This window comes from Acidobacteriota bacterium, from assembly GCA_033549365.1.
Lineage (GTDB): Bacteria > Acidobacteriota > Aminicenantia > Aminicenantales > Saccharicenantaceae > JAWSUF01.
In genome coordinates this window covers 77890-95454 of sequence record JAWSUF010000001.1, presented here as the reverse complement: position 1 = coordinate 95454, position 17565 = coordinate 77890, and the positions used below count along the sequence as shown (strand labels likewise).

The following is a 17565-nucleotide window of genomic DNA, read 5'->3' as shown; positions in this document are numbered from 1 at the left end:
CCGCCTAAAAGGAAAAATCGCATTTGAGGGCGGCGGCTTTCGTCGTTTGCGTCATCCCCCCCATGCCCATTTGTCCATAGCTGCCTTGTCCCGATAGGACAAGATTTCCGATGCGGATCAGTTTCCGGAGATTCAGGTTTAAAAAGCCGGAGACGTTGATGTTTTCCGAGACTCCGAATCCGCCCGTCTCTGTCCGTGAATAGGACCCGGAGACCGCCGTCGACAGGATTTCGCGGATGATCTGGACATCCATGAGAACGAATGACCCCAGCATGTGCATGTCATTTCCCGAATACGGACTTTGGGAATGCGTGTAGCTGACGGTGGGATTGAGCGTCAAGACCTGACCTCCCCGGAACATTCCGCCCAGATTGATGGCCCGGCTGGTCATGGCCGCCGAAGGGTTGTGGCGGCTGGACTGTTCGGTTTCCGAAGCCTGGAAGGTCAGGACCATGGACGATCCCAGGGTTAGGTTGAGCCCTCCGGAAAAGGCGTTCATCCGGCTGTCCTGCTGAAAAAGGACGAAGCCGTCATCCCGCCGGGTGTCCTGGCTGTTCATCTGGTAACCGAGAGTCATGGACAACCAGCGGAACGGCGTCCAGTTGATATTGACATTGCCGGCCTGAATTCCCGTCGTATCGGCTTGCGGATTCCTGTCGACGTTGTCTCTCATGACCGAGAAGGATCCGAAGAGGTTCAAACGCCCCAGAGTCGCGGACAACGTGGTGTCATGGCCGAGCCGGTCCTTTGTGAAGAACTGCTGGCCGATGGGCTGAAATTCCTTCCCGATGCGGCGGACGGTGCTTTGAACCTGGACTTTACCGAAATTCATGCCTCCACCGAGTCGCCAGGCGTGATCGGAGCGTGCCGGCTCTTCGTCGGACAAATCCCCGTCGAATTCGCTGAAGGCGATTTCTCCGCCCAAGGTCATTTTGTTCTGAAGCAACCGCGCTTCCGGGGACAGGGACACGACCCGGCCCTTTCGGGCCGTGGCATTGAAGTAGGAAGCGCCGACATTGGCTCCAAGCCGCGGATCGTCCTTGCCGTCGACGAATACGGCTTTCATGGACAGGCGATCCCGCCAGAATCGGAAACCCAGGGATCCCCCGATCAGTCCGACTCCGGCCTTCGGAATGCCGAACCCGTCAAAACCTTTGACTTGTTGTGACTGGACGCTGAAAAAACTAAAAGTAATCTTCCGGTTGTCGAATCCGTAGGAGACGCCCCGCCGCCCGAGACCCGTGGCCGTGAACTCTGTTTCCTGGATGAACAGGTCTCCGGCCTTGAGCGAGTGATGGTTGGAGGCCAGTGACACCAGCATGTTGGACAGGTTGAACGGGTTTTCTCCCGGCATGGGCTGGTTGGAATAGCTTGTATTCGCGGAAATGACATAACTGTTGGGATCGCGGCCAAGACGCAGATCCAGGGCGAGATTGCCGGCACTCTGCATGGCGGGATCGGCCACGGGTCCGTCCTCCCAGACGGGATAATCCGTGCTGCCCGTGAAATTCAAGGGCCATTCAATTTTTGTTTTCTGCGCTTGCGGGTCGGGGAGATTCTCGGGGACTTCGGGGATTTCGTCCAGGCTTTGGCCCTCGACCTGAAAGCAGGATTTCGGGGCGTCGACCGGCAACAGAAACGTTTCGCCGCCGATGCCGGCTTCGAGATAATATTCCAGGGTCAAATGCGGAAGGTCGGCCGTTTCAAGGTGAAAAACATATCCGGCTCCCATTGTTCTGTCCATCGGGCGTACCTGGAATTCCTCAATTCCGTGATGGCGAAAGAGCAATCGGACATATTCGGCTTCCCCTTCGATCAGAAGGGAAAATGGAATCTTTTCACCGTGGGTGAAAGATTCGACAGGCACATGGAGAAGAGGCGAGGACGGCACTTCTTCTTGGGCGGCGAAGAGGAGTCCCGGAGAAAGACTGAGAGCCCCCAAGAGGATAGCCACGGAAGCCATGCGCTTAACAGGAACATCCGCCGACAATGAATAAATCCGCTTGTTCATAAGGCTCGGCAGGACCCGGATGTCGCTATGGGACCCCTCCCTTCACATGCCTATTATTAAAAGAATATTATCTCCATTGTCAAGAGATATGACCAAGCCGTCGTCGGATCTCGGCAAGGAGACCAAACTCAGCGCAGGAACTGGATGGATAGCGGATACCGGAAATCTTCCCCGTTGCTGGTCTTGATCGCGGCGAGAATGATCATCACCAGAGCGAAGATTCCGACGGCGATCATCAAGGGGATTCCGATCAGGACAAAAATCAGAAGCGCGGAAATCACCATATAGATCAAGATCGAGATCTGGAAATTGAGGGATTTCTTTCCTTCGGCGTCGACCAGAGGAGAGGCATCTTTCTTAATGAGCCAGACAATCAGAGGACCGAGAATGTTGCCGAGGGGAATGAGAAATCCGCTCAGGGCGGCAAGATGACAAAACATGGCCCAGTTCTTTTCTTCGGCGGGCGACATAGCCTGTCCGGACGGCAATTCGGTCATTTTGGCTTCCTCCTTCAAACGTGTTCTTGGTCTTCAATGTGTCTGAAATCTTCAGAGTTGCTCCTTAATCCCGAGCTGGGGGCCGCAACTCGACGGAAAAGCGGGTGCGGGTTTTTTCTCCGGCTGAGCGGTTGGCCGGAGACATGTTCCAGCAATAATGGGTTGCCGGCGTGTCCGAGGCGTTTCTCTGGACATGCTCGATCCGTATGGGTGTATCCCGGGCGCGGCCATATCCCCGCATCGCCGCCGCCCATTCCGAAAAGGAAGTTTCTTCTTGATAGGGGACTCATCACTCGGAAAGAGAAATAACACGGAAGCCGATTCCTGTCAAGCTGTGTTGACTTCGCTCGGATGCGTGCACTAACATAATTCCCATGTCAAGATCGTCCCCGGTGGGTGAGTTGTCGGATGCTTCTTGCCAAACTCGTTCTCTTCGGAAGATGGTACCGTTTGGTATTGTCCTGTGCGTCGGTGCAGCGATCCGTTTGGCGCACATCAACACAATCATGTTTTTCGGCGATGAGCCTCTGAATCAAGTCAGAATCTGTTTTCAGCCCCTTTCCTTTGTATGGCATCACCAGACAGGCTCTTTGTTGTTTTCCGTTCTCAATCACTTTCTCCTTCCGCTGGGCGATCTTGAACTCATGTCCCGCCTCCCCTCGGTTTTCGCAGGAGTTCTGACCATCGTTGCAGTCTATCTTCTTGGGTGCGAGCTTTTCTCCAGGCAGTCGGGCCTTTTCGCGGCGGGATTCACCGCACTTTCGCCGCTCCTCATTTTTTATTCTCAACACAGTCGGGCCTATGCCGTTTTCCTCCTGCTTTGGGTTCTGATGACCCTTTCTTTTTTTCGCGGACTTCATTCGGGCAAGACAAAGCCGTGGGCCGCATTTTTCGTTCTGGCCGCGGCGGCGACGTTCACGCACTCCGCAGCGTTTCTTTCCTTGGCGGCCCTGATGATTTACCTTGCGGCGGAATGGATCAAAGGCAGGTTTCATCTCTCTCATAAACTTGGAAAAGCCCTCGTTTGGACGGGTTCTGCGGCCGGGGTCGCATTCTTGTTGAATATGACGGTGCCTCATTTCCGGTCGTATATTCTTGGAAGAGCCCGTCTTGGCGATCCCGATGTGACCGTCACCTTTTCAGCGATCGACGATCTTCTTCGAACACAACTCGTTTGGGGATCGCAGTCCGGAATATTCTATATCGTCATTCTTGTTCTTGCGGCCGTCGGCGCGGCTGCAGGTTTGAAGAAATCCCTCCAGGGAACGCTTCTCCTCCTGTGTCATGCGATTGTCCCTTATGGGATTTTTATCCTGATGCGCCCGAGTGAAAATTATGCCCTTTCGGCTTATCGATATCTCATTTTCCTTCTGCCGATTGTTTATCTGCTTGCGGCCCAAGGCATTGGCTTTGCGGCGTTCGTCCTCACTTTCCGGAAATCGAGCAGGACGGATATCAATCCGCATTCCTTAGCCGTCCGAAAAAAGTTTGCCCTTCTGGGAGCTCTCGTCATGGCGGTCGGCATCGGATCTTTTTTCAGGGATTATTATGTCGAATATTGGAGACTGGGTGTTTTTAAACCCGACAAAGGCATGCGAAAATTTTTGAAGCTCCATGTGAAAAGCGATGCCCTGATCTATTTCGATGTCTTTCCCGCATCGCACCTGATATCCATCATTAATCCTCTCGACAAGCGCTTGAGACCGGAGGAGATGGCCCTGCCGATCCGCACGGATTTCCGGATTGGGGACGGCGAACATGAGTATCTTCTGTACCGCGTCTTCAAGCTGGATTACGATCATCATGTTGCTGTTCATCATGCGGATGTTTGGGCTGTTTTCCCCGTTCAGGGAGTCCATCCGGATCAACTTCTCAAGAAAGCCGAGGAGGCAGGCGGGAGTGACATCTTTCGCCTTGAAAGATGGACCGTTCTTCGTCTCAACGCGCCCGAAATGAACGTTCGGGAGAAAATGGCCCGCTTAACCGAATGGCTTGTCGATCTTCCCGTCGAACCGTGTCGCAAGAGGCATTATCACCTTTTGGCCGCAAAAGCGTTTCTCAGTGTCTATGATGCCGAAGATGCCTATCAGCAGCTTGACAAGTTCCGGGATATTCGCGTCGAGAGCGACGAGGAGGAATGCGACCGGCGTCACCTTGTCAACAGATTTTTCGATGCCGTGTTCGGTCTCCAAACCAAGGATTATCGGGCGGCCGGAGAATCCGAAATTCTGGCGGATATCCAAAGCCTGATTTTCCGTTTCGGAAATCACTACGGCGACACCGGCGAAATGGAAAAAGCTCTAGAAGCCTATGAGCGGTGTTTTCAAATGGGAGATGCCTTCACCGAACGGATCGTCAACAGAATCCTGGGATTCGCTTCGAAAGCGGCGGCCGATGGATACTTTGAGCACTCCGTCCGCCTCCGGGAAAGCGCAATCCATTTCGATCCCCAACGAAAAGACATCCGCCTGCTTTTAGCCGAGGCCTACAGAAGGGATGGGCGAAAGCAGGAAGCCGAAGACATGTATCGAGCCGCTTTATATGATATGGAAATTCCGGAAGGTTTTTTTGAAGCGATCGAGAACGAACAGAATGCGGTTATCGTTTGGGAAACCCGAACGGGCCGGCATGTTCTCCTTCTGGGAAGAGGGGAAGCGACAGATCCGGACACCCATTTTCGTGTCCGTTTTGAGTCGCAGCAAAAAATCCGTGATGTCCAAAGCCTTGCCCTCACCCGGGACGATATTCTTTCGTATGCCGGGACACGAGGGATCCTGGAAGCAAAGGTCATGCCCGGGCATGCCAAAGCCCTGAGCCTTGCGATTCCCGTTAAAAGCCGGTTGACTTGGGATATCCGGGTCTATGGACGACGCGGCCCATCCTCAATTTTTCATTTTAAGAACCGGTAGAAAAAATCCTGTATGGACGGGCTCGTCAGAATTGCGTCGACAGGGCGCTCATGCCTCCGATGATGACGACGATCACGAGGATGTAAAACACGACGGCGATGGCCACGAACACCAGGGTGGCCTTGGCCCAATTGGCCTTGGACGGCTTGGCGTTCGAACCGAAAGCCCAGACGAACAGCATGATGATCCCGACGATGGGAATGGCCGTCAAAATCAAGGTGATCAGCCATTCTCCGACGCCGACGATACCCGAATTTCCGGATACGGTTTGGGGTTGCGCGTATTCCATGACGCCCTCCTTATGCGGGATAGTATATCCATGCTATGGATTATTCCGGGTCGTGTCAAGGCCGGTCGGTTTGTTCCCCGGGAGGTTTTTCCTGTATAGTGAGACGGACGAAGAAAGGCAAGGAGGATATCGGGATGAACAAGGCCATCAGTCGGCGGAACTTTCTTGGGAAAGCTCTGAAAGGCGGGGCTCTGGCCGCGGCCGGGAGCTGCGGTGTTCTTCTTCAAGGTTGCGACTCGAAAAAAGATTACGATCTGGTTGTCACCGGCGGACTTCTCGTGGACGGCCGAGGGGGGCCGGCCTATCCGGCCGACCTCGGAATCGTCGGCCGAACGATCCGATCCATCGGCAAGATCGAGGCAAAGAGGGGCCGTTCCGTGATCGAGGCCTCCGGACGGGTCGTCGCTCCGGGTTTTATTGATCTTCACGACCACTCCGACACAGGTCTTCTGGTCAATCCCCGGGCTGAGAGCCACGTGCGCCAGGGGATCACGACGCTGATCAGCGGCAACTGCGGGTCTTCGCCGTTCCCCGTGGCCGAGGCGATCCGGGATGAAATGCAGGCCGGCCTTATGGAAGAGTTCGGACTTGAACTCGACTGGATGGATATCCGGGGTTTTCTCGCCCGACTCGAAACATCAGGCCTGGCCGTCAATTATGCCACCCTGGTCGGACATGGAACGATTCGAGGTGCGGCCATGGGGTTCAACGACCGCGATCCCTCACCGGAAGAAATATCGGCCATGAAGCGCATGGCCGAGGATCACATGCGCCGGGGGGCGTTCGGGATTTCCACCGGTCTGGAGTATACACCGGGAAGCTTCGCCCGCATCGAGGAGTTGACCGAGCTCTGCCGTGTCGCGGCCGCTTTCGGCGGCGTCCATGCCACGCACATAAGAGACGAGGGTGACCGTCTTATCGAGTCCCTGGAGGAGGTGATCGAGGTTTCCCGCAGATCCGGAGTCAGCCTGCAGATCTCTCACTTCAAGGTGGCCTACCCGGCCAATTGGAACAAAATCGATGACGCGCTGGCCGCGATCGAGGCTGCGGAAAAAGAGGGACTTGCCCTGTATTGCGACAGGTATCCTTATACGGCGGGAGCCACGGGTCTGAGCTTCAATTTCCCTCTCTGGGCCAGAGAGGGAACGACGGATGAGTTCCTGACCCGGCTCCGCGATCCTTCCCTCGAAGCCTCGATAACCGACCACCTTGCCGAACGAGAAAAAAATCTGGGGTCCTGGGATCAAGTCCTGATTTCTTCGGTCGTTTCGCAAAAGAACAAATGGGTCGAAGGGTTGAGCGTCCTCGAGGCCGCCAAAAAATCCGAACGCTCGCCATACGCTTTGATGAGAGATCTCATCATCGAGGAACGCAACCGCGTGGGCATGATCCTGTTCATGATGACGGAAGAAAACCTGGCCCGCATCCTGGCTCACCCGCTTGTCGGAGTCGGCTGCGACGCCTCCGTTCGCGCACCTTACGGCCTGCTGGCCCAGGGCAAACCCCATCCCCGGAATTACGGGACATTTCCGAGAGTGCTGGGACACTATGTCCGCGAAAAAAAGATTGTTCCGCTGGAGGAAATGATCATGAAAATGACCTCGATCCCGGCCCGGAAATTCGGACTGGGACGGCGCGGCGTTCTCGAAACCGGATCCGTCGCCGATATCGTCGTGTTCGATCCCGACCGCGTGTCCGACAGGGCGACCTGGACCGATCCCCACGTTTATCCGGAAGGGATCGCCGACGTCATCGTCGGCGGGGAAGCGGTCATCGCGGGCGGAGAACACACCGGACGTCTTCCGGGGTCCGTCCTGAGGAAACACACGGACGGCTGATCGGTTGTCTCGATAGTCCGGAGCGGGGCATGACGGAACACACCGTTGTCGACTGGCTTCGGGAGAACGGTCCGGCCACGGGGGCGCGTTTGATCGAAAGCCTCCGCTGCGCGCCCCTTCCGCTCTGGCGCATCTGCCGGCGGTCGGATCGGATCCGCATGATGAGCGTCGCCCGGCGGTTTCTCCGTCTTGACCGGGCGGTCGAGGGCTTTGCCCGCCTCTCACCGTCGATCCGGCGGGAATTTCTGACCTACACGATCCTGGGCCTGGAGGAACACGGCTCCCGCCCGGCCGAAGCCGCCGCGGAACTCCGGCGCGAGACCGCAACCGTCAGCCGGGAAAAAATCGCCCTGGCCCGCCGGGTCGCCGCCGAGGTTTTCATCGAATCCGGGGCGGCGGATCTTCTGACCGATCGGGCGTGTTTTTTCATTGCGGGCGACGTCGTCTACGACATGGGACATCGCGTCAAACGGCCGGAAAGAAGTACGGGCGGAATGGTGCGGGGATCGGATCTCGACATGGTGGCCGTCGTCGAGAGCGATCTTCCCTCCTCGGTCGTTGCGGCGCTCGACAAGGCGATTTATCATAAAAAACACTACCTTCTCGTCCACCCCGATTATCGCGAAGAGATCGACTATCTGATCAAGACTCTGGACAGGGTTCGTATCCAGGCGGCCTTCGATGTCTTCGAGTCCCAGGTGGCCTGCAAAATCATGGTCGAAGGACGGTTTCTTCACGGCCGGCTTTCTCTTTTCGAAAAAATCAAGTCGATTCTTCAGGATCGCGGCATCCCCGACCTTCTGGCGCGGCTGGAAACCCGGGCCGTCGCAAGCCGACACGAGGCGGAAAACGGACTCCTGAAGATGACGGACTCCGACACCGATGAGGCCTATCAACATCTGTTCTTTACCCGGGAAGAGGGAGAGGAAATTTATTGAGCTTCGACGATGACGCCGCGGGAGCGGATTTCGTCCAGACGCTGAAGGACGTCCGCCGCGGCCTCCCGGTCGATCACATAGAGAAGATCGCCGCCGCGGTCGGAATAGATCTGTCCATAGGAAATGGGGACGTCGTCGGTTGGATGTTCGGCCAGGGAGAGGGCGACGGGTTTTGCCTTCCGCGAACCCATGGCTAAAAGCAGGACCCGGCGCGCCCTGTAGATCAGCTCGGCGCCCATGGTGACGGCAAAGCGCGGCACCTCTTCGCGGCGTGAGAAATGGCCGTCGGCGACGGCGTTTCCAACGGTATTATCGTCAAGCCTGACCAGAAGGACACGGCTGTTTTCGAAGGGGATTCCCGATTCGTGAAAGCCCACATGGCCGCGGCCTCCGACACCAACGACTTGGAGATCGATGCCGCCCGCCCGTTCGATTTTCTTTGCATAGGCCTCCAGCACGGCTTCGCGAATCCAGCGCAAATACGAGGATGTCGCGTCCGGACGGATGAGAACGGCCCGCCCGCAGCGTTTTCCCGATTCGGTCCAGTCTTGGGGATGAGCGCGGAGTTCTTCCTCCATCTTTTCTTTTTCGATGAGGTGGGCGCCCGGAAAATGAACCTCGCGGAATTTTTTGTCCAAAAGTTCGAAGAGTTCCCGAAACATGAAGGATTCATAGCTTTGGGGATGGCGACTCCGTTCTTTTGCGGTTCGGCCCGGCAGGCCGATATATTCATCCAGGTTGTAACTGGAGAGACGGGAACTGTCGATCCGGCCTTCCCGGGCGGCCCGGGCCAGATGCTGATAGAAACCCATAGGAGATTTCCCCGTCGCCAAACCAAGAAGGCAGGTCCAATGGCCGGCCAAAATGTTCCGAATCTCTTCGGCGGCGTGTATTGCGGCGATTTCACTCGCCTGGTCGTAGTCACGGGCGATGATGACGCGGATGGGCACGGCGAGACCTCCTGTCCGGCGGCGGCCTCAGCCGATGGCCTCGGTGACGGCGGCGGCCAGCCCACGGGCCAGCCGATCCGTGATCTCTTCGGTCGGCCCTTCGACCATGACCCGGCACATGGCCTGGGTTCCGGAATAGCGGATCAGGACGCGGCCGCGGGCGCCCAACTCGGCCTCGGCCGTCCGGACAATTTCTTGGAGAACCGGGAGATCCTCGAGCGGCGGCTTGGACTTGACGTCGACGTTGATGATCTTCTGCGGAGACATTGCGACCAGCCGGCTGAGTTCGGAGAGCGGTTTTCCGTAAAGCTTCATGGCCGCAATCAATTGCAGCGCGGAAATGAGGCCGTCTCCCGTCGTGTGGTGGTTCAGGAAGATGATGTGCCCGGACGCCTCTCCGCCGAGAACGGCGCCCTTCTCCTGCATCATTTCAAGCACATAGCGGTCGCCGACTTTGGCGGCGGCATGATCGATCCCCAGCTCCCGGAGAGCGATCAGAAAACCGAAATTGCTCATGACCGTGGAGACGACCAGGTTGCTCTTCAAAAGACCTCGTTCCTTGAACATTTTTCCGCAGACGGCCAGAATGTGGTCTCCGGTGATCTCCCGGCCGTTTTCATCGATGGCGATCAACCGGTCGCCGTCCCCGTCGAAGGCCAGGCCGATCTCGGCGCCCTGTTCGCGCACGGCCGCGGATAAATCCTCGGTGTGCTGCGACCCGCAGCGGTCGTTGATGTTGATGCCGTTCGGCTCGCAGTGAAGGGCCGTGACCCGGGCGCCCAACTCCTCGAAAATCGTCGGGGCGATGCGGTAGGTGGCTCCGTTGGCGCAGTCGAGAACGATCTTCATGCCCTCGATGCTGAGGTCCTCGGGGAAGGTGTCCTTGCAGAAGACGATGTAGCGTCCGTCGGCGTCGTTGATGCGCCGGACCTTTCCGATCTCCTCGGCCGAGGGACGGATGTTTCGGATTTCGCCCGAGGTGATCAGGCCTTCGATGCGATCCTCTTCGGAGTCGGGCAATTTGTAACCGTCGCGGGAAAAAATCTTGATGCCGTTATCCTGGTAGGGATTATGGGAGGCCGAGATCACGATTCCGGCGTCCGCCCGCATGCTGCGGGTGATGAAGGCGATCCCGGGGGTGGGCATGGGCCCGACCAGAAGGACATCCGCGCCCATCGAACAGATCCCGGCCGTGATGGCGGTTTCCAGCATGTAGCCGCTGACCCGGGTGTCTTTGCCGATGACGATCCGTCGCCGGCCGTCCCGTCTGGCACAGACATGGGCCGCGGCCCGCCCGATGTCGAGGGCCGTTTCCGCCGTCATCGGGGGCTCGTTGGCGACACCCCGAATTCCGTCCGTTCCGAACATTCTGCCCATGTCGTCTTCTCCTGAAGTTAATCCGATTTCCAGGCCGCTACGGTTTCGTCCACCACGGCTTGCAGCCAGGCGGAGCCTGCTTTTTTGGTTTCCGGATCCAACATCCCGATCACCCGGATATGGCCGGGCGAAAGATCGGATTTCTCCAGGGTCTCGAGAAATCGATCTCGATCGGCCGCTCCCGCTCCGTCCGATGGTCCATTCCGGATGCGCTCCGCGATTCCCGGCCAGGCGGCCATGAACGCCTTCTGGTCGGCTTCCTGTTCCGGAGTCAGCGCCGAGGCGGCGTCCGTCCGGGACAGCTCGATCGATCGTTCCATCCGCCCGGCCAGATCGTCGAGCCGTTTGATGCGCTCGTCGAGAGCTCCATCGATCAAGGCGAGAGTCCCTTGCCGGCAGAATTCGGCGAACATGTCGTCGCCCATCGTGAGGTTTCGAACATGCCGGTACCAGAGCTTCAGGGCCTGAAGGTTGCCGATATAAACGAGGTTGTTGACGACGATGCGGCGCACGGTCCGGTAGGCGCCGACAAGAAACGGCCGGGCCCGGCCGCCGCGGACGGATGGGGGGTTGTAGAGCTGATTGGGTTCAAAAACATCGCGCCGGCAGATGACGCCGGCCGGAATCACCGTCCCGTACTCGATCCGAACGGGACCGACAAGGCCGCCCTGTCCACCCAGGAAAATCGGCGGCTGATCCAGCATGACGCCCCTTGGAACATCTCCGATGAGCGATGCCGTGGCCTTGTCCTGGTGGGGAGTGAAGTTGAAATGGATGTAGGAAGATCCGATTTCGCTGTGATCGCGGCGGCTTGTGCCGCCCGCCATGAGGGCGTCGCAAAAATTGATCAGGCTTCCGGCTGTGGCGAAAGACAGGAAAATGGTCTGTTTGAAACCGACGGCATGTCCTCCCGAGGCTTCCTCTTCGAGGAGTGTCCCCGGACGCACATGGGCGCTGCTTCCCATTCCGGCTTTATCCAGAAAAACGGCGCCCGAAAACGTGCCGCCCTTCAATTCGACATTGTGGCCGAGGTTGCAGTTTTCAACGGTCGTTGGGGCTTCCTCGCCGATCCGGCAGCCCGGTCCGATGGATGTCGCCGCGCCCCGAAGCCGGGTTCCGGGATGGAGAATCGAGCCGGCCGCCACGCGGTCGGGAGAAACAGTCTCATCCACCTCGACGGATTCGGGACAGATGATTCGGACCCCTCGGCGGATCAGGACTTCGACGGTTTGGGTCACGGGCATGGGCCTTTCCACTCCTTGTTGGCTTCGGTTCCTTTTGGAGCTTGTTCTGCGACTGTATATCATATTCCGATTCGGGAATGCAATCGGATTTTTCGGCTTTCCGAATCGGCATGAATGTTTTCCGTGGGTCGGCCCGCTATTCCTAAATTCCGAAAGGAGGGTTTGTCATGAGCATGATGAAGGAATTCAGGGAGTTCGCCGTCAAGGGTCTGAACAAGCTGAAACGGAAACAGGCGGAAGCGCCCGCAGCGCCGCCTGCGCCGTCCAAGGAGGAAATCCTGCCGGCCGAGATCCGGGATCTGCTCCGGGAAAGACGGTAAACGATTTATCGAATAATCCGGCTATCCGTGCGGGTCGGGATTTCCCAGAGATGAGCCCGGCGCGATCCTGGCGCCGATGGCATAGGCGTAGGCGGCCATGGCCGTCCGGCCCTCGGGTTGAACGATCTCGATGAGATAGGCCGAGCCGCCGCCGCAGGAGACGGCGAGTCCGTCTTTTTCGATCGAGAGGATTGATCCGGCGGGCGGCGTTTGCGAGTCCGGGGGGAATGCCGGATCATGGAATGCCCGGGCGGCCGGGCCATGTGATGTTTCAACGGATGGAGCTATGGAGATGCGCCCGCTTCGGACGACGATCCGCGTGGGGCCGAGAAACGTGAAGGCCGTCGGCCAGGGCTGAAAAGCCCGGACCTTGCGTTCCACGGACTCCGCCGAAGTCGTCCAATCGATGAGTCCGTCGCTCTTGGCGATCTTCGGCGCATATGTCGCCTCGGTGTGGTTTTGAGGTTGGCGCACAACCGATCCTCTGGAGATACCCTCAAGTGTTTTCACAAGCAGAGCGGCCCCGATGTCGGCCAGTCGCGCCTCCAGCATTCCCGCTGTTTCATTGGGGCCGATCTCCGTCCCTTCGGCGGCCAGCATGTCGCCTTCGTCCATTTTATCGTTGAGTTCGATGATGGTGACCCCCGTCATGATCTCTCCATTCAAAACAGCCCACTGAACAGGGGATGCGCCACGGTATTTCGGCAAGAGCGAAAAATGGACGTTCAGTGTCTTCCAGCGGGGAAGATAGAGAATCGGATCGGGAATGATCCGGCCGTAGGCGATGACGACGTGGATGTCCGGACGGGCCTCCCGAAGCCTGTCCAAAACGGTTTCATCCTTGCGGATGCGTTCCGGCTGGATCACAGAAAAGCCCTGCTCGGCGGCGAAGGCCTTGACCGGACAGGCCGCTGTTTTCCGGCCCCTTCCGGCCGGCTTGTCCGGTTGGGTGACAATCAGGGGGATTTCGTGGCCGGCTTCGATGAGAGCCTGAAGAGAAGGGAGGGCCGCCTCGGGACTGCCGAAGAAAACGATTCTCATGGAGTCGTCAAGGGCGGCTTTCTTTGGCCGCGGCCTTCCGGAATTTTCTCTTGATCAGGGACCGCTTGAGAGGGGACAGGAGATCGACGAAGAGCTTGCCGTCGAGGTGATCGATTTCGTGACAGAAGGCGCGGGCCAGGAGATCCCGGGCCTCGATCCGGACCGGCCGGCCTTCAAGATCGAGTGCCGTCACCACGACTCTTTCAGGGCGTTCGACCTCCTCGTAGATTTCAGGGACGGACAGGCAGCCTTCCTCGCCCAGACAATGGCCTTCGGACTCCGCGATTTCGGGGTTGATCAGGATATGGAGGGCCTCGCGATCCATGCCGACGGAGAGGTCGACGACGATCAGGCGCCGGCCGAAATCGACCTGGGGTGCGGCCAAACCGATTCCGGGCTTGGCGTGCATGGTCTCGACCATATCCTCGGCCAGCCTGCGAACATCGTCGTCGACGGTCTCGATGGGCAAGGCCTTTTCCGCCAGGGTCGGGTGCCCGATGATGAGTATGGGTCGAACGGCCATATTCGTATTATATCGCAGATTCAGAACGGATCAACCGTCCTTCTGAGCCGACGGTTTCCGATCCGGGCTTCAGAAATTTCAGGATTTGCCTGGAAAACGGCCTATTCAAAATGATTGACAGAGGGCGTCTGAGCCGGGTATCCTCTTTAGGAGAAACTGACACGGAATCAAAGCCTTGATGCGTTCTGACGGCACTCGGATCCACAAAACGGCGTCTGTAGCCCTGGCGCTTTTTCTTGCGGCGGTTGCCTCGTCGGGAGTCGCCGCCTGTTCGCAAAACACGGATCCTCGACTTGTCACGGATCTTCCGGTTCCTCCGGGCAAAGCCGACATTCTTCCGATGGCCTGCCTGCCCGATCTTCCGCCGCTGGAGCCTTCGGGGTTGACGAAGTTCGAGGGCCGGCTTCTCTTTGTCAGCGACAACCGCCAGGATGTCGCCATCTATGAGGTCTTTCCCGGTGAAAAAGAAGAGAAGGGGTGCCGAAGCGCCGTCTTCATTCCTTTGAATTTGGAGGATCTCGCGGGAATTCCCAAGCGCCATGCCCTTGACCTTGAAGGCATCGAATTCTGGGACGGGAATTTCTATGTCGTGGACGAACGCGACCGGTTCATTTACCGCGTCGATCTGAACGGCGGCGTCGAGCAGGTGCGCCACGACATTCCCGAATACAATTTGAAGCACGGCATCGCGTTTTCCAAGGATCCGAATGCAGCCTTCGAGGGCATTGCGATCGATCCGGCCCAAGGGATTGTTTACATCGCCAACGAACGGGAAGACCCCATAATCTACGTGCTCCACCAAACTTCGGACGCGCTTGTTCTTGAAACCGAGCGCCATGTCCCGATGAAGGATGTCCTCGGCGGCCGGAGTCCCGACATTTCCGACCTCTGTTTCGACGGCGGCGCCCTCTATGTCCTTCACCGGATCGCAAACCGCATCCTCCGTCTGGATCCCGGAAACATGACGGTGACCGGGGTTTTCGATTTTTCTTCCGAAGTCGCCGGGCTTTACACATCGCGGCACGGCTATGGATTCGCCGAGGGGCTGCATCTTACGGAAGACCGTATCTACTTACTTCTGGATTCCAACGGAACGCCCATGGCGCACGGCGCCATCGGTTTCAGCGGCGCCCTGGTCATTCTGGACCGGCCTGCGGATTTCTAACCGGATCCTCACACAATTGACGATTGTGATGACAGCCGCTTTTCGGCCGGGCGAAATGTCAAGCTGGAGAAATTGACAACATTCCGTCCCTGAATTATTCTCCGTGTTGATGGAAGGAGGATCTTCGATATGATCAAGATGCGCATCCGATATGGCTTGCCGGCCGCTTTGCCGGTTCTTCTGCTTCTTTCCGGCGCCTGCCAAACGGCCCCGCCGATAACCTTCGGGACCCTGCTCGACGAAATCGTCGAGCGTGACGAGCGGGCCCTCTATCCCGAGCCATACTACACGACACGCCAGTTCAGCAGCTATGACCGGGCTTCCGTCGCTCCGGGAGACCCCTCCTGGTTCGCCAATTGGGACCGGTCCATGTTCATTCGCGAGGAGGAGCGTGACGGTCGCCGGGAATATGTCATGATGGACGTCGAGGGGCCGGGCGCCGTTGTCCGGTTCTGGATGACCTTCGCCGGAGAAAATGCAGGGGAGGGGATTCTGCGGATTTACTTTGACCGGGAAGATACGCCTTCCTTCGAGGGCACGGCGCTCGACATTTTAAGCGGCGGGATGCTGACCGGAGAGCCCCTTTCGTCCTCGGTTTCCCCCGAAACGGACTATAAGATGCGCGGGCACAACCTCTATCTTCCGCTCCCCTTCGCCGCACACTGCAAGATCACGTACGAGAGCGAATTCATACGCGACGCCGGAGCCAAGACCGGAGGCGAGGCCGTTTACTACAACATCAATTATCGGGAATACGGTAAAAACGCGAAAGTTCAAACATTCACTCTTGACGATCTCCAAAAGCACCGGACCCGGCTCGATGAAATTCAAAACAAATTGGCCCTGAGAGACAAGGATTCCGAAATGCGGGATCGCATCGACACGGTGACACCGTTCGAAGGCGCCATCGCTCCCGGGGAATCGCTCTCCCTGTCCGTCGAGGGAAGCCGGGCCATCCGGCGCATCGGCCTCAAGCTCGCATCAAAGAATCTCGAACAGGCCCTGCGGTCGACGATTTTGAAAATTTCATTCGACGGCCGGGAAACGGTCTGGTGTCCGGTCGGCGATTTCTTTGGAACCGGCTATCAAATCCGTCCTTCGGACACCTGGTATACGACGGTGGGGGAGGACGGGGTGATGGCGGCCTATTGGGTGATGCCATTCAAAACCCGGGCCGAAATCGCCCTCATCAACCTGGGCGAAGCGACTGTCGAGATCATGGACGGGGAAGTCCGTGCAGGCGGTTGGACATGGGACAAGCGGTCCATGCATTTCGGCGCCTCCTGGCATCAATATACCGACATCGACACCGGCGAGCGCAAAACCAACGAAGGCGGCGGTAATCCCTACGATGTCCACTATACCCATCTTGAGGGCGCCGGGGTTTACATCGGCGACGTCCTCACGCTCTTTAATACAACCTATGCCTGGTGGGGCGAAGGGGACGAGAAGATCTATATCGACGGCGAGGATTTCCCCTCCCACTTCGGGACGGGAACCGAGGACTACTACGGCTATGCCTGGTGCCGCCCCGAAGTCTTCACCAACCATCCCTTCATCTCCCAGCCGGACGGAAGCGGCAATTTCTGGCCGGGATACACGGTCAATATGAGATTCCGCGGGCTCGACGACATTCCCTTCCGGACCGAACTCCGGGTGGACATGGAGATGTGGCACTGGGGAACGACCCGCATCAACTTCGCGCCGACCGCGTTCTTCTACCTCAAACCCGGCGCCCGCTGCACCCTGGAAAAAGACGAGACAGGCGCCCGTCAGCCGGTTGCTCTCGAACGAAGACACATCATCTCCGACCGGATCGAGAGCGGCCTGATGGAAGGCGAAAACATGGTTCTGGAGTCCGAATCCGGAGGCCGCATCAGCTACCAGTACGGGGAGGACTGGAGTGGAGGTCTTCAGCTCTGGTGGCGCGACGGAAAACCCGGAGACGTCCTGGTCAAAACATTCGAGGCCCCCGAGGCCGGAACGTTCGACGTCACGGCTCGCCTGACCCGGGCTCCGGATTACGGGCGGGTATCCATGACCTTGAACGGACGCCCCTTTATCCCGGTCTTTGACGGACTGGACCAAGCCGGGGTTTCGACGACGGACGTCAGGGCCGGACGTCATGCGCTTCTTGCGGGCAAAAACGTTTTGCGCATCACGATCACCGGAAAAAGCCCCGTCGAGGACAGGGCCTTTTTCGGTCTCGATTACCTGAAGTTCGAGTGACACGCCCGGTGTCGTCAACCGGCTTTGCGCCGAGCGGTCTGACCGGATCGCGGCGGCGGCCTGTCTGTCCGGCTTTCAGGGATTCGGCGATGCCGTTTCGGCCATACCGCCTGTTCTTGTGATCGCCGCGGAACTTGATCCCTTGGCTGCCCCGTCTCGAATTGAGCCTCCGGCCGCAAAGGCGGCCGAGCGCGGGCTTCCGGTCACCTACCGGAGGGTTTCGGGATACGGCCA

General features: G+C 58.1%; 14 protein-coding genes and 1 pseudogene. 6 read left to right on the top strand and 9 right to left on the bottom strand.

All coding sequences use genetic code 11. The annotated features are described in order from the left end of the window. Nucleotides 1-4 precede the first annotated feature (4 nt). The 3 genes from SCM96_00425 to SCM96_00415 form a co-directional block, all read right to left on the bottom strand. A complete protein-coding gene (locus SCM96_00425) occupies nt 5-1963 on the bottom strand; it encodes a hypothetical protein (protein ID MDW7759087.1) in 1959 nt (652 codons plus the stop codon). Nucleotides 1964-2139: 176 nt separating this feature from the next. After that, nucleotides 2140-2508, bottom strand: coding sequence for a DUF4870 domain-containing protein (locus tag SCM96_00420; GenBank protein ID MDW7759086.1), 369 nt, complete (start codon nt 2506-2508; stop codon nt 2140-2142). Nucleotides 2509-2885: 377 nt separating this feature from the next. Continuing rightward, complete coding sequence (locus SCM96_00415) at nt 2886-3503, bottom strand: hypothetical protein (protein ID MDW7759085.1); 618 nt, start codon at nt 3501-3503, stop codon at nt 2886-2888. A 75-nt stretch (nt 3504-3578) separates the two neighbouring features. Here SCM96_00415 and SCM96_00410 point away from each other — a divergent pair, with 75 nt between their 5' ends. Further along, complete coding sequence (locus SCM96_00410; protein ID MDW7759084.1) at nt 3579-5417, top strand: hypothetical protein; 1839 nt, start codon at nt 3579-3581, stop codon at nt 5415-5417. Nucleotides 5418-5442: 25 nt separating this feature from the next. On the opposite strand, the gene SCM96_00405 is transcribed toward SCM96_00410, so the two are convergent. Beyond that, nucleotides 5443-5706 (bottom strand): hypothetical protein, encoded by a 264-nt coding sequence (locus SCM96_00405; GenBank protein MDW7759083.1) that lies wholly within the window; start codon nt 5704-5706, stop codon nt 5443-5445. Between the two features lie 134 nt (nt 5707-5840). On the opposite strand from SCM96_00405, the gene SCM96_00400 reads away from it, so the two are divergent. After that, nucleotides 5841-7544, top strand: coding sequence for a D-aminoacylase (locus tag SCM96_00400; protein MDW7759082.1), 1704 nt, complete (start codon nt 5841-5843; stop codon nt 7542-7544). 29 nt (nt 7545-7573) lie between these two features. Next, nucleotides 7574-8482, top strand: a complete 909-nt coding sequence (locus SCM96_00395) for a hypothetical protein (protein ID MDW7759081.1) — start codon at nt 7574-7576, stop codon at nt 8480-8482. Here the strand turns inward: SCM96_00395 and SCM96_00390 are convergent. Genes SCM96_00390 through SCM96_00380 form a run of 3 tightly spaced genes read right to left on the bottom strand, consistent with a single transcriptional unit; the run spans nt 8476 to nt 12053 of the window. Then, nucleotides 8476-9432 (bottom strand): 6-phosphogluconolactonase, encoded by a 957-nt coding sequence (locus SCM96_00390; GenBank protein ID MDW7759080.1) that lies wholly within the window; start codon nt 9430-9432, stop codon nt 8476-8478. The genes SCM96_00395 and SCM96_00390 overlap by 7 nt on opposite strands. A gap of 27 nt (nt 9433-9459) precedes the next feature. After that, nucleotides 9460-10809: a phosphoglucosamine mutase gene (glmM, locus tag SCM96_00385; GenBank protein MDW7759079.1), complete on the bottom strand. Its 1350-nt coding sequence runs from the start codon at nt 10807-10809 to the stop codon at nt 9460-9462. 17 nt (nt 10810-10826) lie between these two features. Beyond that, nucleotides 10827-12053 (bottom strand): UDP-N-acetylglucosamine pyrophosphorylase, encoded by a 1227-nt coding sequence (locus SCM96_00380; GenBank protein ID MDW7759078.1) that lies wholly within the window; start codon nt 12051-12053, stop codon nt 10827-10829. A 194-nt stretch (nt 12054-12247) separates the two neighbouring features. Here SCM96_00380 and mscL point away from each other — a divergent pair. Then, a pseudogene (gene mscL / locus SCM96_00375) lies at nt 12248-12373 on the top strand (large conductance mechanosensitive channel protein MscL). 21 nt (nt 12374-12394) lie between these two features. On the opposite strand, the gene fmt reads toward mscL, so the two are convergent. Together fmt and def are read right to left on the bottom strand one after the other, a co-directional pair. After that, nucleotides 12395-13414 (bottom strand): methionyl-tRNA formyltransferase, encoded by a 1020-nt coding sequence (gene fmt / locus SCM96_00370; protein MDW7759077.1) that lies wholly within the window; start codon nt 13412-13414, stop codon nt 12395-12397. Between the two features lie 7 nt (nt 13415-13421). Next, nucleotides 13422-13937: a peptide deformylase gene (def, locus tag SCM96_00365; GenBank protein ID MDW7759076.1), complete on the bottom strand. Its 516-nt coding sequence runs from the start codon at nt 13935-13937 to the stop codon at nt 13422-13424. Between the two features lie 178 nt (nt 13938-14115). Between def and SCM96_00360 the strand changes: the two genes are divergently transcribed. After that, nucleotides 14116-15102 (top strand): esterase-like activity of phytase family protein, encoded by a 987-nt coding sequence (locus SCM96_00360; protein MDW7759075.1) that lies wholly within the window; start codon nt 14116-14118, stop codon nt 15100-15102. 129 nt (nt 15103-15231) lie between these two features. Then, nucleotides 15232-17331 (top strand): DUF2961 domain-containing protein, encoded by a 2100-nt coding sequence (locus SCM96_00355; GenBank protein ID MDW7759074.1) that lies wholly within the window; start codon nt 15232-15234, stop codon nt 17329-17331. Nucleotides 17332-17565 lie beyond the last annotated feature (234 nt).

Excerpts from the sequence above, each read along its gene's own strand:
- SCM96_00425 (MDW7759087.1), bottom strand. The coding sequence starts at position 1,963 with ATGGCTTCCGTGGCTATCCTCTTGGGGGCTCTCAGTCTTTCTCCGGGA.
- SCM96_00420 (MDW7759086.1), bottom strand. The coding sequence starts at position 2,508 with ATGACCGAATTGCCGTCCGGACAGGCTATGTCGCCCGCCGAAGAAAAG.
- SCM96_00415 (MDW7759085.1), bottom strand. The coding sequence starts at position 3,503 with ATGAAACCTGCCTTTGATCCATTCCGCCGCAAGGTAAATCATCAGGGC.
- SCM96_00405 (MDW7759083.1), bottom strand. The coding sequence starts at position 5,706 with ATGGAATACGCGCAACCCCAAACCGTATCCGGAAATTCGGGTATCGTC.
- SCM96_00400 (MDW7759082.1), top strand. The coding sequence starts at position 5,841 with ATGAACAAGGCCATCAGTCGGCGGAACTTTCTTGGGAAAGCTCTGAAA.
- SCM96_00395 (MDW7759081.1), top strand. The coding sequence starts at position 7,574 with ATGACGGAACACACCGTTGTCGACTGGCTTCGGGAGAACGGTCCGGCC.
- glmM (MDW7759079.1), bottom strand. The coding sequence starts at position 10,809 with ATGGGCAGAATGTTCGGAACGGACGGAATTCGGGGTGTCGCCAACGAG.
- SCM96_00380 (MDW7759078.1), bottom strand. The coding sequence starts at position 12,053 with ATGCCCGTGACCCAAACCGTCGAAGTCCTGATCCGCCGAGGGGTCCGA.
- fmt (MDW7759077.1), bottom strand. The coding sequence starts at position 13,414 with ATGAGAATCGTTTTCTTCGGCAGTCCCGAGGCGGCCCTCCCTTCTCTT.
- def (MDW7759076.1), bottom strand. The coding sequence starts at position 13,937 with ATGGCCGTTCGACCCATACTCATCATCGGGCACCCGACCCTGGCGGAA.
- SCM96_00360 (MDW7759075.1), top strand. The coding sequence starts at position 14,116 with ATGCGTTCTGACGGCACTCGGATCCACAAAACGGCGTCTGTAGCCCTG.
- SCM96_00355 (MDW7759074.1), top strand. The coding sequence starts at position 15,232 with ATGATCAAGATGCGCATCCGATATGGCTTGCCGGCCGCTTTGCCGGTT.